15 protein-coding genes and 1 pseudogene are annotated in these 14,511 nt (G+C 37.4%); 9 read left to right on the top strand and 7 right to left on the bottom strand.

Annotated elements, in window-relative coordinates:
• The 3 genes from CQA43_RS07600 to CQA43_RS07590 form a co-directional block, all read right to left on the bottom strand.
• Entirely contained in the window at positions 1-246 is a 246-nt protein-coding gene (locus tag CQA43_RS07600; protein WP_115551995.1) for a hypothetical protein, read from the bottom strand.
• A gap of 257 nt (positions 247-503) precedes the next feature.
• Entirely contained in the window at positions 504-905 is a 402-nt protein-coding gene (locus CQA43_RS07595) for a sugar 3,4-ketoisomerase (RefSeq protein WP_115551994.1), read from the bottom strand.
• Positions 906-914: 9 nt separating this feature from the next.
• Positions 915-1,361, bottom strand: coding sequence for a sugar 3,4-ketoisomerase (locus CQA43_RS07590; RefSeq protein ID WP_115551993.1), 447 nt, complete (start codon positions 1,359-1,361; stop codon positions 915-917).
• 266 nt (positions 1,362-1,627) lie between these two features.
• Between CQA43_RS07590 and CQA43_RS07585 the strand changes: the two are divergent.
• The 9 genes and pseudogenes from CQA43_RS07585 to CQA43_RS07545 form a co-directional block, all read left to right on the top strand.
• Positions 1,628-2,041: pseudogene (locus tag CQA43_RS07585) on the top strand (DapH/DapD/GlmU-related protein); the annotation flags it as partial.
• Positions 2,042-2,190: 149 nt separating this feature from the next.
• Positions 2,191-2,754: a GNAT family N-acetyltransferase gene (locus tag CQA43_RS07580; RefSeq protein WP_011114937.1), complete on the top strand. Its 564-nt coding sequence runs from the start codon at positions 2,191-2,193 to the stop codon at positions 2,752-2,754.
• Positions 2,755-3,048, top strand: a complete 294-nt coding sequence (locus CQA43_RS07575; protein WP_011114936.1) for a hypothetical protein — start codon at positions 2,755-2,757, stop codon at positions 3,046-3,048.
• On the top strand, positions 3,041-3,775 hold the full coding sequence (locus CQA43_RS07570; protein WP_011114935.1) for an SDR family NAD(P)-dependent oxidoreductase: 735 nt from the start codon (positions 3,041-3,043) through the stop codon (positions 3,773-3,775). Before CQA43_RS07575 ends, CQA43_RS07570 begins: the two co-directional genes overlap by 8 nt.
• On the top strand, positions 3,768-5,174 hold the full coding sequence (locus CQA43_RS07565; protein WP_245944274.1) for an ANL family adenylate-forming protein: 1,407 nt from the start codon (positions 3,768-3,770) through the stop codon (positions 5,172-5,174). The genes CQA43_RS07570 and CQA43_RS07565 overlap by 8 nt, the downstream gene beginning before the upstream one ends.
• Complete coding sequence (locus CQA43_RS07560; protein WP_115551991.1) at positions 5,165-6,010, top strand: formyltransferase family protein; 846 nt, start codon at positions 5,165-5,167, stop codon at positions 6,008-6,010. The genes CQA43_RS07565 and CQA43_RS07560 overlap by 10 nt, the downstream gene beginning before the upstream one ends.
• Before the next feature lie 55 nt (positions 6,011-6,065).
• Positions 6,066-7,163, top strand: a complete 1,098-nt coding sequence (locus tag CQA43_RS07555; protein ID WP_115551990.1) for a glycosyltransferase family 2 protein — start codon at positions 6,066-6,068, stop codon at positions 7,161-7,163.
• A 2-nt stretch (positions 7,164-7,165) separates the two neighbouring features.
• Positions 7,166-8,170 (top strand): alpha-1,2-fucosyltransferase, encoded by a 1,005-nt coding sequence (locus CQA43_RS07550; protein WP_115551989.1) that lies wholly within the window; start codon positions 7,166-7,168, stop codon positions 8,168-8,170.
• A complete protein-coding gene (locus CQA43_RS07545; protein ID WP_034368123.1) occupies positions 8,154-9,245 on the top strand; it encodes a DegT/DnrJ/EryC1/StrS family aminotransferase in 1,092 nt (363 codons plus the stop codon). Before CQA43_RS07550 ends, CQA43_RS07545 begins: the two co-directional genes overlap by 17 nt.
• A 176-nt stretch (positions 9,246-9,421) precedes the next feature.
• Here CQA43_RS07545 and rny read toward each other — a convergent pair whose 3' ends face one another.
• From rny to CQA43_RS07525, 4 genes are all read right to left on the bottom strand, one after another.
• A complete protein-coding gene (gene rny / locus CQA43_RS07540; protein WP_115551988.1) occupies positions 9,422-10,993 on the bottom strand; it encodes a ribonuclease Y in 1,572 nt (523 codons plus the stop codon).
• Positions 10,994-11,285: 292 nt separating this feature from the next.
• Positions 11,286-11,912 carry a 5-formyltetrahydrofolate cyclo-ligase gene (locus tag CQA43_RS07535; RefSeq protein ID WP_115551987.1) on the bottom strand — a complete coding sequence of 209 codons (627 nt, stop codon included), beginning with the start codon at positions 11,910-11,912 and terminating at the stop codon, positions 11,286-11,288.
• The gene (locus tag CQA43_RS07530) at positions 11,894-12,478 is read right to left on the bottom strand and encodes a hypothetical protein (protein ID WP_245944273.1); all 585 of its coding nucleotides are present in this window, start codon (positions 12,476-12,478) and stop codon (positions 11,894-11,896) included. Before CQA43_RS07530 ends, CQA43_RS07535 begins: the two co-directional genes overlap by 19 nt.
• A gap of 4 nt (positions 12,479-12,482) precedes the next feature.
• Positions 12,483-14,438, bottom strand: a complete 1,956-nt coding sequence (locus CQA43_RS07525; RefSeq protein ID WP_115551985.1) for a TonB-dependent receptor — start codon at positions 14,436-14,438, stop codon at positions 12,483-12,485.
• Positions 14,439-14,511 lie beyond the last annotated feature (73 nt).

Raw genomic sequence — 14,511 nt, 5'->3', positions numbered from 1 at the left:
TTATTCTTTCTTGTCAAAAATAGATTGCACTAAATTTTCATAGATTTTTTGCGTGGTGTGGGGATAGTTTATCATCACTTCATTTTTGGCAAAAGCTATTCTATGCTCTTTGAGTGCATCTTGTCCATTTCTCACAGATTCTATAAATGTATCTAAATCTTTTGCATTATAGATTCCATAATGCACCCCGACACATTTTTTCCCAAACTCTGTCCAACATTGCTCTGTGTGTAGAGTAAGCAACATTATTTAAAGCACAGACTTTATCAAAATATACTTGTATTTTTGTCTCTCCCCAACAATCTTCTTTAGATAATTGCGCAAAAAGCAATGGGTGAGGACGAAAAATAAAGTCTATATCTGTATTTTTTTGCCATTACATTATATAAAATATCATAATATTTTAAAAATGAGCCTACCGCAGATTTTGCTTCATAGACAGAATGAAGAAAAGAAAATAAAGCTCCAAAGCGTTTATCTCAAAAAATGTCTATGATTTGCTCTTATACCCTTTTTATTATTTCTAAAAACTCTGCATAATCTCTAATATACTCACTCTCATCATAATAATCACTTGCCAATATCATTAGTTTGCACCCATAAGAGAAGTTCCGCATTTCTCGCCACATATTTTTGCCAATATACAACCCAAAATCAGGGCGATTAAGCCATACAGATTCTTTGCTTTTACCATCATCAAGCACAAACTCACACGCGCCATCTATGGCAATGACAAGTTGTTCTAGTTCTTTGTGAGCGTGGAATCCTCGCGGCTCATCAGGCGATGTATCAAACATATAATACACTCTTTTTATAGCAAAGGGCAAGTTTTTAAGAGATTCTAAGGATACTAATTTGCCTCTTTCATCGCCTATGGTTTGGAGTGAGAGAAGTTTATAATTCATCTTGTAACCTTAAGCCACATTGAAACTTAAGGGAACAACAAGGTTTATCTTATGCCCCCCCCCCGATACTTTATGAGCATACATCATATAATCATTAATATACTCGCCTTTATTATAAGGTGTATTGCTCATCACAAGCAACACGCAACCTTTGGAGAAATCAAACATTTCTTTCCATAGCATTTTACCTACATATAAGCCTTGTTTTGGGTTATTAAGTATAAGCGTTTCTTGAATCTTGCCATTATCAATTTTTATTTTACAACTACCATTAAGAGCAACAAATAAAAATTCAGAATCTCTATTGGCGTGTCGCCCTCTAATCGCATTAGGATTCACATCAAAGATATAAAACACTCTTTTAATATCAAAAGGGCAGTTTTTTTGATACTCACACGCAACCAAAGAACCTTTTTCATCGCTAAAATCAACAAAGTCTATCAATTCATAATTCATCATTTTTCCTAATTTGCATTTATCAAATCACATTATACAAAAACTTTTATGAAATTATCCGCATTTTCTCACAAGACAAAACACTTCTAGTTATATTTAAATTATTAAAATTTTATGATAATATCTCAAATACAAATTCTAAAAAGTTTGGAGCAATAAGGCAAAGATAATGAAAACTTATATGATTATTTTGGCAAGTGGAATTGGGAGTAGATTGAGTGAATCTCTGCTAAAACAATTGAGTAAAATTGCTGGAAGGGATAGCAATGATACACCCTCTCTCTGATGTGCAAAGTAAAAATATAGGTGAGAATACAAAAATTTGGCAGTTTTGCGTAGTGCTACCAAATGCCATAATCGGCGAGAATTGCAATATTTGTTCGCATTGCTTCATTGAAAATGATGTGAAAATCGGCAATAATGTAACGATAAAATGCGGTGTGCAGGTATGGGACGGAATCACAATTGAAGATGATGTTTTTATCGGCGCAAATGTAAGCTTTACTAATGATAAATATCCCCGCTCTAAGCAATATCCTAGCACTTTTGCAAAAACGCTTATCAAAAAGGGCGCGAGTATCGGGGCGGGAGCGGTGATATTGCCCGGAATCATCATTGGCGAGCGTGCTACTATTGCCGCAGGTGCAGTTGTAACTAAAGATGTGGGCGATGACTGTACGATTATCCCTCAAATTACCTTGCGGGGGGGGGGCGTTATAAATAATCCCTTATTTGCTACTCTTTCAAATATTAAAATAAAATCTAAAAATCCCAAAAACTCATATCAAGCTATAAATAACAGAGTAAATAACCATGGGAAGGCGATGTGATGAACACATATACCTTTCCGCTCATAGGCAAACATATTTCCCTGCGCTTAGTTTGTTTAAGTGATGCGGGTTTTATTTATTCTCTACGGAGTGATAAAAAGGCACAATTTTTAACGCAAACCACAGGTGGAATCTCATCACAAGAGCAATGGATAGCAGAGTATAAAAAACGTGAGGCTTTAGGCAAAGAGTTTTACTTTATTATCCAATCCTTAGAAGAGCAATCTTTTGGAGCGATACGAATCTATGACTTTAAAGAAGATAGTTTTTGTTGGGGAAGTTGGATTATCAAAGATGACGCACCAAGCTACACTGCCATAGAATCCGCACTTTGCTTATATGCTTTTGGGTTTTATACACTTGGATTTGCTAATGCGCGTTTTGATGTGAGAAAGGCAAATACGCAAGTCGTAGCATTTCATAAACGATTTGGAGCAACAATTATTGCCCAAGATGCACTCAATTTTTACTTTAGTCTCTCTAAAGAGGATTTTAAGGCTATACCTAAGGCATTTGTGGCATTTCTGCCCCCACATTTATCAAATTTATCAAAAGGAGAATAAATGAAAGAAAAAATACAAAATGTGATTTTTGAAGCCTTAAGAAATCTCGCTGATGAAATACAGCACGATGAGCTTAAAACGCCTACATTAGAAACAAAAATTTATGGCATAGATGGACATTTAGATTCTTTGGCACTTGTGAGTTTTATCGCAGATTTAGAAGAAATGCTAAGTGCTTTAAATATCCATATTGTCTTAGCTGATGAAAAAACGATGAGTGCGAGAAACTCACCTTTTAAAGATGTGGCAACACTCACTTCTTATATCCTCACAAAAGTTCAAGTTAATGAATAAAGTTATTGTTATAACAGGCACTAGAAAGGGCATCGGTAAGGATTTAAGTGAATATTATTTGCAACAAGGGCATATCGTGTGCGGTTGCTCTCGTGGAAAAGGAAGTATAGAATCTCACAATTATAGGCATTTTGAGCTTGATGTGAGTGATGAAAAGGCAGTAGTAGCAATGATTAGAGAAGTAAAAAAAGAATTTGGAAAAATTGATGTTTTGCTTAATAATGCTGGCATTGCCTCTATGAATCATATTCTTACTACACCTTTTAGCACAATGCAAAATATTTTTAATACCAATGTTTTTGGGAGTTTTTTGTTTTTACGCGAAGTGGCTAAGGTAATGGTGCAAGATTCTAAAAAACACAATGCAGATTTTAAGCGCACTATGCCTTATAGGATTGTCAATTTTGCTACCATAGCAACGCCCCTAAGATTAGAGGGAGAGGCGATTTATGCTGCCTCGAAGGCGGCTTTAGTCAATCTCACGCAAGTTGTGGCAAAAGAATTAAGCGAGTTTGGTATTACGCTTAATGCTGTGGGTCCTACGCCTGTGCCAACAGATTTAATCAAAAATGTGCCAAAGGCAAAAATGGATTCTCTTTTAAATCAACAGGCTATCAAGCGATTTGGAAGCTTTGAAGATGTTTTAAATGTGATTGAATTTTTTTGTGATGAAAAAAGTCATTTTATTACAGGGCAGGTAATCTATCTAGGAGGGGTAAATGCCTGATTTTTTGCAGCGAATATCCTATTTTAAAGAAAATATTGCTTTTATTTGCGATGATAAATCTTATACCTATGCAGCTTTACTTCAAAGTATAGAATCTAAAAGACAATCCTTGCAGATACCACAAGGTAGTATTGTGGCAATAGTGGGAGATTATAGCTTTGCGCAAATCACTTATTTTTTTGCTCTTTATCGCAAAAAATGTATTATTGTGCCCATTCTTCCTAGAAATATGGATTTTGATGTGGGTGAATTTGGTATTGAATTTATATTACAAGTCCATAATGGAGCAATTAAGCGCGTAGATTCTCAAAAATATGAATTACTCCAATCTTTGAAAGATTCTAAGCAAAGCGGGTTAATTCTCTTTTCAAGTGGCAGCACAGGCAAACCAAAGGCTATCGTGCATAGTTTAGATACTTTCCTTGCAGCATATAGTGCAAAAAAAGCAAACCCTCTAAGGGTGCTAAGCGTGTATTTACCTGACCATATTGCAGGTATTGACGTGGTGTGCAATACTCTAGGTGGAGGTGGGACTTTGGTAATCCCTAAGCAAAGGCAGCCACAATTTATTTTAAGTGCTCTAAAGCAATATGAGATTGAGATTTTACCCGCTTCACCGACATTGCTTAGGCTTTTGCTTTTATCAGATATAACCAAGTATGATTTAGATTCCTTAAAGTTAGTTATTTATGGTAGTGAGCCAATGAGTGAAGCACTCTTAGCATCTTTGCACCAAGCATTGCCCCATACGAACTTTAAACAAGGCTTTGGCACAAGCGAAACCAATGCAATGAAAACAAAAAATATGCAAGAGTTTTTTAAAATTGTCAATGCTTCTTATAAGATTGTCAATAATGAGCTTTTTATCAAATCCCCCACACAAGCACTTGGCTATCTTAACGCGGATAATAGTGTCTTTGATGAGCAAGGATATTTTGCTACGGGGGATTTAGTAGAAGTGAGAGAGGAAGAGGGGCAAAAGTATATAAAGATTATAGGACGAGCTAAAGAAGTCATAAATGTTGGGGGCGAAAAAGTGCTGCCTCAAGAAATAGAGGGAATATTGCTAAAAATGCCCTATATTCAAGATTGTCTTGTTTATGGAGAATCTAATGCGATTACAGGGCAAAGTGTGAGTGTGAAAATAGTGCTTAGTCAAACTAATGCTCTTTTAAATAATATCCAATTAAAAAAAATCATTAGAATGTATTGTAAAGATAAACTTGCAGCTTTCAAAATCCCTACAAAAGTAGAAATTGTAGAATCTTTAGCAATGAGTGAGAGATTCAAAAAACTACGACTTATCGGGGGGGGGGGGGATAATAGAGTAATATTTTTCTCTATTTGCTCTCTTAAAAGGGCAAATCTTGTGCGTGGGGAGCTTAAGCTATGCGCGTAAGATTCCCAAATAATTTCAATCATCTCAAAGTGTGTATTGCAGGCAAAAATGCGATTGCGCTTAATGCGCTTAAACTTTTGCGCTCAAAATTTGCTCACGATGAGATTTGTATAATCCCAAATCGTGATGATGTGGGCATAGACACTTGGCAACCCTCGCTTTTAAAATATGCTTTACAAACAAGTATCCCTGTCTGCACATTAGAGCAAGTGCAGCAAATCCCAAATGTGCTTTTCCTCTCTTTAGAATTTGATAGACTGCTTAAAGTAGAGCAATTTGCTAGCAAGAGGCTTTATAATATCCACTTCTCCGCCTTGCCTAAATATAAGGGCGTTTATACTTCTATCACACCGATTTTAAATGGTGAGCGCACAAGCGGTGTTACTTTGCATTGTATTGATAATGGCATTGACACAGGAGATATTATCGCGCAAAGAATTTTTGAACTAGGCTTGCAAGAGAGTGCGCGGGATTTGTATTTTAAATATTTGGCGCAAGGCTTTTTATTACTTAAAGAAAATGTGGATTCTTTGCTTACAGGTGGCTTTAAGCGCACCAAGCAAGATTTTACGCAATCGTGCTATTTTTCACGCACAGAGATTGATGTGAAAAATATCAACATAAATCTTAAAAAAACAAGTTTTCAAATCCATAATCAATTAAGAGCCTTTATCTTTAGAGAATATCAGCTCCCGAGTTTAAAGGGTGTGAGGGTGGCAAAAAGCATTTTAAGCGAGGAATTTATCGGAGCAAATGTCTTTGAGGAAAGTGAGAATGAGTTTATTCTATCGGGCATTGATGGCTTTAAGATTATCGCACAAAAAATAGATATATAATCTTATTTTCTGTATAATTCCTCCTTTATTTGCAAATTAAAAGGAAAGAGCCTTAATGTCTCCTAAAATCTCTATTTTAGCCCCGAGTTTTAATCACGAGAAGTTTGTTGGATTCTTTATACAATCCATTCTAGCGCAGAGTTTTAGTGATTTTGAATGTATCATCGTAGATGATTGCTCTACTGATAGAAATGTGCAGGAGATTTTAAAGTGCAAAGATGCGCGTATAAAGCTAGTCCAACACCCTTATAATCAAGGTATTAATGCAAGTTTAAATACTGCCTTTGAAAATGCAAGCGGAGAATATCTCGTATTTTTAGCTACTGATGATATGCTAGAGCCAAATGCGCTAGAAATCTTGCACCAAAGCTTAGAACAAAATCCTAATGCAAAAGCGATTTATCCACAGCTAATGAAAATAGATAAGGATAATCAAAAGTTAGAAATCCTTGAGGTAGCACGAAGAAGCAGATACGAGCTTTTACATCATTTGTTTATGGTAGGTAATGCTCTGACTTCACCGGGTATGGCTCTAAGAAAGTCAGATTTTGCAGAGATTCTCTATCCATTAGATAGGGCAATGTGTAACCACCAAGATGTGCAAATGCACATAAAATTACTTCTACGGGGGGGGGTCGTGCTTCTTGATGAAATTCTTGTGCTTTATCGTTTTGACGAACGCACGAACAATATTAGCGCACTCAACGGAAATACATTTAAACGCGAAAATATGGAGAAATCTAAACTAATGGATACTTTTTTAGAGCTTAAAAATATCGCTGGAGCGGAGGAATTATGCAAAAGTGTTTTTTCTAGGGAAATTAAAATACTCAATATTACCCCCAATGCGTCAATTTTGGAGTATTTCTTAGGGAGAGTCGCACTTCTCTCGCCCATAGAGTTAAACAGAATGTGGGGTTATCATCAAATTATGGAATCTTATGCAAGCAAAGAGGGTGCGCAGAAGTTAAAAGAACTCTACAACTTTGAGTTTAAGGATTATTTGAAGCTTATAGAATCTCTTGAAATCCTTGATGAAGCACATACTAAAATTTATCGTAAATATAAGAAATACAAAAGAGCCTTTAATGCTACCTTTGCTCTATCTCTTGTGCTTTGCATACTTTTAATTACATTGATGATAAAAGGATAATAATGAAAGATAATTTAGTGATTATTGGAGTAGATGGCGGGATAGCAAGTCAAATTGCTTTTATTACGCTTGGGCTTGCGTTTGAGGAAAAAGGCATAAAAGTCAAATATGATTTAAGCTGGTTTGAGGAAAGTGGCAAAGGGTTCTTCAATCCAAGTAAAAGTTATGATAAAGTTTATGATGTGAGCTTTGATATTCCTAAAGCCTTTCCTGCGTTGTCTCTAAAAATTGCAAGCAAAGAAGAAGTGGCTCATTATAGGAAACATTATTTTGTAGATGACAATGATGTGATTATGTGTCAGCCCCCGCTTTATGTTGGAGGATATTTAGGCAGAGTGTTTGATACACGTTATGCTGGGCTTTTAAGGGAGCATTTTAAGCCACAAGAATTACAAGAGGGCAATACACCTTTTGCCGCATTGCTCCAAGAGATAGAATCTTCTCCCTCTCCTTGTGGGGTGCATATCAGGCGAGGGGATTTATCCCAGCCTCATATTGCTTATGGCAATCCTACGAGCAATGAGTATTTTGCCAAAAGCATAGAGCTAATATGTCTTTTGCACCCACAAAGTAGCTTTTATCTCTTCAGCGATGATTTAGCTTTTGTCAAAGAGCAGATTGTCCCACTGCTTAAGGGCAAAACTTATAGAATCTGCGATGTGAATAACCCAAGTCAGGGCTATTTGGATTTGTATCTTTTAAGTCGGTGTCGCAATATCATCGGCTCACACGGAGGTATGGGAGGATATGCGAAGATTCTTTCCCCTCACAATCCGCTTTTGATTACCCCTCGCTATCGTAATATTTTTAAAGAGGTAGAAAATGTAATGTGCGTGAATTGGGGAGAGAGTGTGCAACACTCACCTTTAGTATATTCTGCCCCCCCCCACTTGTCTCCCAGCTCAAAAGAAATGCACCGCTTAATTCGCGCTTATATAAGGAGAAAGATAATGCAAGTGCTTGAAAAGTTTAAGGTAAAAAGGTTTGCAAATGGTTCCCTTTCTTGATGTCAAAGCAATAAATCAAAGATTGAGTGCAGAGATGGAATCTGCTTTTTGCGAAGTGCTAGAGAGTGGTTGGTATGTTTTGGGCGAGCAAGGCAAAGCCTTTGAGCGTGAGTTTAGCGCGTATTGTGGGACAAATTATTGTGTAGGTTGTGCAAATGGTTTGGACGCTTTGCGACTTAGTATTAAAGCATTTGGATTTGGCGTGGGCGATGAGATTATCGTCCCTGCAAATACCTATATCGCTTCCATTTTGGCAATCACTGATAATGGCTGCACACCTGTGCTTGTAGAACCAAGCTTAAAGACTTATAATATTGATGTGGATTTGATTGAGGAGCGTATCACACCAAAAACTAAAGCAATTCTTGTCGTGCATTTGTATGGACAGGCGGTGGAAATGCAGAAAGTTTGGGATTTAGCGCAAAAATATGATTTAAAAATTATAGAAGATTCTGCACAAGCGCATGGCGCAATCTATCAAGGCAAGAGAGTAGGGAGTTTGGGCGATGTGAGTGGATTCTCATTTTTTCCGGGTAAGAATTTAGGTGCATTAGGCGATGGTGGCTGTGTGGTTACAAATGATGAAGCTTTGGCACAGAGAATCCGCGCATTAGGGAATTATGGCTCACATATCAAATATGAAAACCTCTATGCAGGGCTAAATTCTAGGCTTGATGAAGTCCAAGCGGCATTTTTGCGCCTCAAACTTAAAATCCTTGATGAGGATAATAAGCGGCGACAAGAGATTGCGAGAGTTTATAGAGAGCAGATTCAAAACGAGCGTATTATCCTCCCGCAGGTTCAAAGCGAGGAGGGGGCGGTGTGGCATCTCTTTGTCGTGCGCACAAAAAATCGCGCGCGTTTGCAAGAGCATTTGAGTCAGAGTGGAATCCAAACGCTTATCCATTATCCTATCCCACCGCACAAGCAGCAGGCTTACAAGCAATATAATCATTTGAATCTGCCCATTACCGAGCGTATTCACAAAGAAGTGCTATCCTTGCCTATAAGTCCTGTGATGAGTGATGAGCAAGTAGGCATAGTGATAGACGCTGTGAATGCCTTTAAAGAATAGAATCTAAGGAGATAAAATGCAATTAAAATCGTAAGTATGATAGGTTATTACGAGAATGGAATATTGAGTGTATAGTAAATTAAGAAAAGATATTTAAGAGCAAAAATAGAGGATTGATTTTTTGAATAGGGCTGAACTGAACTTTTGGATTGCTTCATTTGTTTGGCTTGATATTCTTACCCCGCTACCGCATAAGCTCTTGTTTCGCGTATCACACTGACTTTGACTTCGCCCGGATACTGCACTTGTGATTCTATTTCTTTGGCGATTTCTTTGGCAAGGAGATAGGATTCCTCATCACTAATATCGTCTGATTTGACAATCACGCGCACTTCGCGTCCCGCATTGATTGCATAAGCGTGCAAAACTCCCATTTTGGAAGTGGCGATTTTTTCTATCTCGCTGACACGCCTTAGATAGTTTTCTAGCACTTCGCGTCTAGCTCCCGGACGCCCAGCAGAGAGAGCGTCTGCTGCACAGACAGCTGCAGCTTCTATGCTTTTAATCTCCTCGTCGCCGTGATGAGAAAGAATCGTATTAAGCACCACAGGATGCTCGTTATATCTCCTTGCAATCTCCGCCCCTAATTCCACATGCGTGCCTTTAAAGTCGTGTGTGCGGGCTTTGCCAATATCGTGCAATAACCCTGCGCGTGTGGCAAGCATACAATCTCCGCCCAATTCCGCTGCAATAATTCCCGCTAGATTCGCAACTTCCAAGCTATGTGTAAGAGCATTTTGCCCATAGCTTGCACGATAGCGCAACTTACCAATGAGCCTTTTAATCTCTGGGTGGATTCCATTTAAGCCCAAGTCCAACACAACGCGTTCGCCCTCTTGATAGACATTTTCTTCAAAATCGTTAAAGCATTTTTGATAGATTTCTTCAATCCTTGCAGGTTGAATTCGCCCGTCTTCTACTAAGCGATTGATAGTCTCTACTGCAATCGCGCGTCGGTAGAGGTTGTGAGAGCTTACGATAATCACATTGGGCGTGTCATCAATGATAATATCCACCCCACAAATCATTTCTAGGCATTTGATGTTGCGCCCCTCCTTACCGATAATTCTAGCTTTCATATCATCACTTGGCAAGACGATTGTATGGATTAGACGCTCTGCAGCAAACTCTCCTGCAAAACGTGAAGTTGCAACTGCTAAGATATAGTTTGCTTTTGCCTTTGCTTCTTCTTTAGCGTGGAGTTCCTCTTCTCTAATGATTTTGGCGCATTCGCGTTTCGCTTCTTCTTTGATACGTTCTAAGAGCATATTTTTTGCTTCATTTTTGGTGAGATAAGCAACTTTGGATAGATTTTTTGTGAGTTCTTCTAGCTTTTGCTGATAGGTATTTTTGAGTTTTTTTAGCGCATTTTGTTCCTCAAAAAATGCGTTGCGGTCTCTGCTAAGATTTTGTTTTTCATTGTCTAGCTTACAAAGTTCTTTTTCAATAAGTTGCGATTCTCTTAGTTTTTCTTTCTCAAAATTCAATAAATTTAACTCATATTCTTTGAGGATTCTTGCACTCTCTTTGTCGCATTTTTCTTTTGCTTCTATCTCAATATCTTTTGCTTTGATTTTAGATTCTTGGAGGAATTTTTCTGCCTCATATTCTATCACCTTTGCTTTTGCCTTTGCTTGTTCTAGTAGCACTTTAGAATCTGCACGCGAGAGTTTGCGAGAGATGAGATAGCTACCACCTCCTGCAAGCAAAGCTGAAATAACGGAACTTGTAATAACCCATATAACCATTTTATGTCCTTGAAACTCACTAGGAAAACAAGAATTTAAATAAATTTTTATTATGATTTAAAGAAACTTGATTTAATTTTATAATTTATTGCCCTAGTGGTTGATGATATTGTGTCAATTTGCTTTGGATAATCCAAATTTTTAGAGTTTAATTTTACTCTTTTTTGTTAATAAAAAGTTTAAGTGGTTTGAGAGTCGCTGGATTCAACATTTTGAATTTGTGCTTTAGTGGGTGTGAATACTCACACAAATATACATTACAAATTCTTTAAATTTCTCTTAAGTTGCTGTGCTATGAAAAATGATGAATCCAAAAGGACGCAAAGCCACGCTTATAAATCGTTTGGTGTGGGGTGAGATAACAATCTCCTCTAATGTCGTGGGATTCTGTGATGGTTTGTGGAACGAAATTGAAATTGCGCGAAACGAAAATTATCTTTGGAATTTTTTTGGGATTCTTGCCAAAGAATCTATCATACATTCCTTTGCCAAATCCTATGCGCCGCAACTCTTTATCCACGCCAAGCACAGGAACGATAGCGCAATCCATTTTAGCCCAAAGTGCAGAATCACTAGGTTCATACACGCCAAAAGATTGTTTTTGCAAAGGAAGTCTATATCGCACCGCCTTAAAGCTCTCTCCACCCATTTTTGGTAAAAAAATCCTTACATTTCTTTTTTTGCGATAGAATCTTAAAAGTTTCCTTATGTCAAACTCTAGGGTAAGCGGAGAATAAAAAAGCAAGTTTATAGGGCGTTTGGAGTGGAGTTTATGGAATCGTAGAGTGGAATCTAATTGCACTTTGAGTTTCTTTTGTAATTTGTAGTCCTTAATATAGGCTTGGTTTGAATGGCAAATTCGGATTAAATTTGTTTTGAAAATCTCGCGATAAGTGGCTTTTAAGTCTTGGGATTCCATTTGTTTGTCCTTGTTTGCCTAAAGGCGGAAAAAAGTGTTAAAAACACAGCGCATTGTAGCAAAAGTAGTAAAAAATGTATCGCATAAATTTGGGATTCCTTTTGCAAGATTCCAAAAAATTCTAAAATAGTGTAAAAAATAAATGCAATTACAAGCCCCAAAAGATAGCCAATTTGTTTGCGCTTGTCTAGATGTGAAAGAATCGTTTTGCGTGGCAGTAGTAGCGTCTCTGTGCGTCCTAAATAATCCCCAAAAATAAAGCCTATTTGATAGAGCGTATAAACAATCAGTGCGCCAAAAAAGGTATTAGGAAAAAGCAAATAAGCAAAAAGATAGAAAAAAGGCAGAATCTCTAACCCTAAAAGAATTTTTTTATAAGGCTTTAGATTGAGTAACTTGCTATAAAAAAGGCTTAAAATAAATGCCCCTAATGCAAGTGCGATTCCGCCTAGCGAATAAATTTTGGGGTTTAAAGGCGCGTAAATTGTGAAAATAGTCCCCAAAGAAACCCCCAAGAATATGGAGTTTAAAAGCTTATAAGCAAGATAGAGTCGTAAAGCAATCATCATCTTACCAAGTGTATTTTATACCGCCACCAAAAGTGCGCTCAAACTCATAAGGGTAATATTTACCACCCACAACAATCGCATTTTTATGGTTGGTAAGATTCTGCACAAAGCCATAAATTTCAAAGTCTTTGAGTTTGTAACTTGCGGTTAAATTGAGGCTTTGATAATTAGGGGATTTGGTTAAAACATTATCAAAGTCGTTGTAATCATACGCCCTAGAGCCATATTTATAAGAGATTCCAAGATTTAATTGCGTGATAGGTAAGTAGTTGAGACTTGTGCTTAGCGTATGCTTGGAGACGCCCGGAATCGTATTGCCCTTATACCCCCCATTGCCACGCATTGTCGCATCAACATAGGCATAGGCTAGGCTAGAATAGATTTGCGCATTAAAATGCGTGGTAAATTTCGCTTCTCCTCCGATTCTGCGCGTCTTATCAAGAGTTTGATTGCTATAAGTTATCGGCTCAAAGTAGGCTTCATCTCTACCTAAAATATAAAAGAGATTCCCGCTTAACTCGTGGATTCCAAATACACTTTTTGTGCCGATTTGATAAGTGTCAAAAGTCGCTGTGTCTATGAGATGATTAATATGTCCCTGCCAATCAAATATATAATCCACATTAGGCACTATGAAACTGCGAGAATAAGAGGCAAAAAGCGAGGTTAAAGGCGTTAGATTATGAGTGATTCCAATCTCTCCTCCTAGTAGATTTTCTGCATTGCTTTCTTGTAGTTTGGAAATCACTCTTTGTGCGGAGATTCCTCCATTAAAACTAGAATTGCTAAAGTATTTTTCACCATTTAAATAAAGTAGCATTTCATCTACTTGCGCCTTTGTGGAGCGGTTTTGCACTCGCTCGTTGGTATTTAGCCCCCCGCCAATTTCTGCCATAAAAGAATAGTTTTTAAATTGAAAGTTAAAATCTCCAAAGATTCCTTTGCCATCGTTGTTATTGTTATAATTCACATATTCACTCTCATTTCTATTTCCTCCGAAATTAATATCAGTTATGATTCCAGAATCTCCAAAGTGCGTGAAGCCTAAACTATAACCCAAATCCCAACGCTTTTGGTGCGTGAAAGTATCTCCACCCAACTCACTTGGAAGCGGTGCTTGTGTAGGATTTGAATCAAATTGTTGTTTTGTCAAAGGGCTTGCGTATTTGATAGCATATTTGGAATAATTGAGGTTTGATTTTAAAAGTGTAGAATCATTAGGGTAGTAAAAGGCTGTGATTCCACCATTTTTATTATAGCTTCCGTCTTTTTCTTCGCTCCCTTGTGTAATTTTTCTTGCACCCTCGTTGTGTTGGTATTGCCCATACACTCCAATATTCAAAGTATCTCCCACATAACGTGAAAAAATTTGAGAACCCAATGTCTCATAACTCGCATAACCCATATTCAATGCACCGCCTGCCTTGCGGGTGGTAGTGATTTTTAGGATTCCGCTTACCGCGCCATTTCCGTATTTTGTCGTGCCTTTGCCTCTAATAATTTCTATTTTTTGGATAGAATCTAGCGGGATAGCACTCAAGGACACAGGAGTGGAATCAATATTATTTAAACGCATTCCATCTACGATAATAGCAAGATTCTTATGCGCATTCTGTCCAAAGCCGCGCAAATCAATGTTTGCAGTATAGGGATTACCATAATTTGCTGTAATTTTAAGTAGAGAATGTTGATTTAAAAAGTTGTAGATATTTTGAGCATTGGATTGTTGAATCTCCTCTGCGCTGAATTCTTCTTTAAAATCCTCATTCTCCACAAACTCTTCTGTGTGGGTGATAGAAAGCTTAAGGCTTTGAGATTCTGCCTCTTGAGATTTTTCAGCTAGGGCGATATTTTGACTCTGTGCTAGTAGTGCGCTATTGAGTGCTAAAATCGCCGCAAGTGAAAAATACTTCTTTCTAAACCCTCTTGGGTGAAGATTTTTGTGTTTTAGTTTCATAAATGTAGAAATTCCTTTAAAAGACTTAACTTCAACTTCATTTTTGCTTAAGTTGAAGCGGCGCAATTATACA

It is taken from the genome of Helicobacter ganmani, assembly GCF_003364315.1.
GTDB lineage: Bacteria > Campylobacterota > Campylobacteria > Campylobacterales > Helicobacteraceae > Helicobacter_D > Helicobacter_D ganmani.
This window is presented reverse-complemented; position numbering and strand designations above follow the sequence as displayed.

Excerpts from the sequence above, each read along its gene's own strand:
- CQA43_RS07600 (WP_115551995.1), bottom strand. The coding sequence starts at position 246 with ATGTTGCTTACTCTACACACAGAGCAATGTTGGACAGAGTTTGGGAAA.
- CQA43_RS07595 (WP_115551994.1), bottom strand. The coding sequence starts at position 905 with ATGAATTATAAACTTCTCTCACTCCAAACCATAGGCGATGAAAGAGGC.
- CQA43_RS07590 (WP_115551993.1), bottom strand. The coding sequence starts at position 1,361 with ATGAATTATGAATTGATAGACTTTGTTGATTTTAGCGATGAAAAAGGT.
- CQA43_RS07580 (WP_011114937.1), top strand. The coding sequence starts at position 2,191 with ATGAACACATATACCTTTCCGCTCATAGGCAAACATATTTCCCTGCGC.
- CQA43_RS07575 (WP_011114936.1), top strand. The coding sequence starts at position 2,755 with ATGAAAGAAAAAATACAAAATGTGATTTTTGAAGCCTTAAGAAATCTC.
- CQA43_RS07570 (WP_011114935.1), top strand. The coding sequence starts at position 3,041 with ATGAATAAAGTTATTGTTATAACAGGCACTAGAAAGGGCATCGGTAAG.
- CQA43_RS07565 (WP_245944274.1), top strand. The coding sequence starts at position 3,768 with ATGCCTGATTTTTTGCAGCGAATATCCTATTTTAAAGAAAATATTGCT.
- CQA43_RS07560 (WP_115551991.1), top strand. The coding sequence starts at position 5,165 with ATGCGCGTAAGATTCCCAAATAATTTCAATCATCTCAAAGTGTGTATT.
- CQA43_RS07555 (WP_115551990.1), top strand. The coding sequence starts at position 6,066 with ATGTCTCCTAAAATCTCTATTTTAGCCCCGAGTTTTAATCACGAGAAG.
- CQA43_RS07550 (WP_115551989.1), top strand. The coding sequence starts at position 7,166 with ATGAAAGATAATTTAGTGATTATTGGAGTAGATGGCGGGATAGCAAGT.
- CQA43_RS07545 (WP_034368123.1), top strand. The coding sequence starts at position 8,154 with ATGGTTCCCTTTCTTGATGTCAAAGCAATAAATCAAAGATTGAGTGCA.
- rny (WP_115551988.1), bottom strand. The coding sequence starts at position 10,993 with ATGGTTATATGGGTTATTACAAGTTCCGTTATTTCAGCTTTGCTTGCA.
- CQA43_RS07535 (WP_115551987.1), bottom strand. The coding sequence starts at position 11,912 with ATGGAATCCCAAGACTTAAAAGCCACTTATCGCGAGATTTTCAAAACA.
- CQA43_RS07530 (WP_245944273.1), bottom strand. The coding sequence starts at position 12,478 with ATGATTGCTTTACGACTCTATCTTGCTTATAAGCTTTTAAACTCCATA.
- CQA43_RS07525 (WP_115551985.1), bottom strand. The coding sequence starts at position 14,438 with ATGAAACTAAAACACAAAAATCTTCACCCAAGAGGGTTTAGAAAGAAG.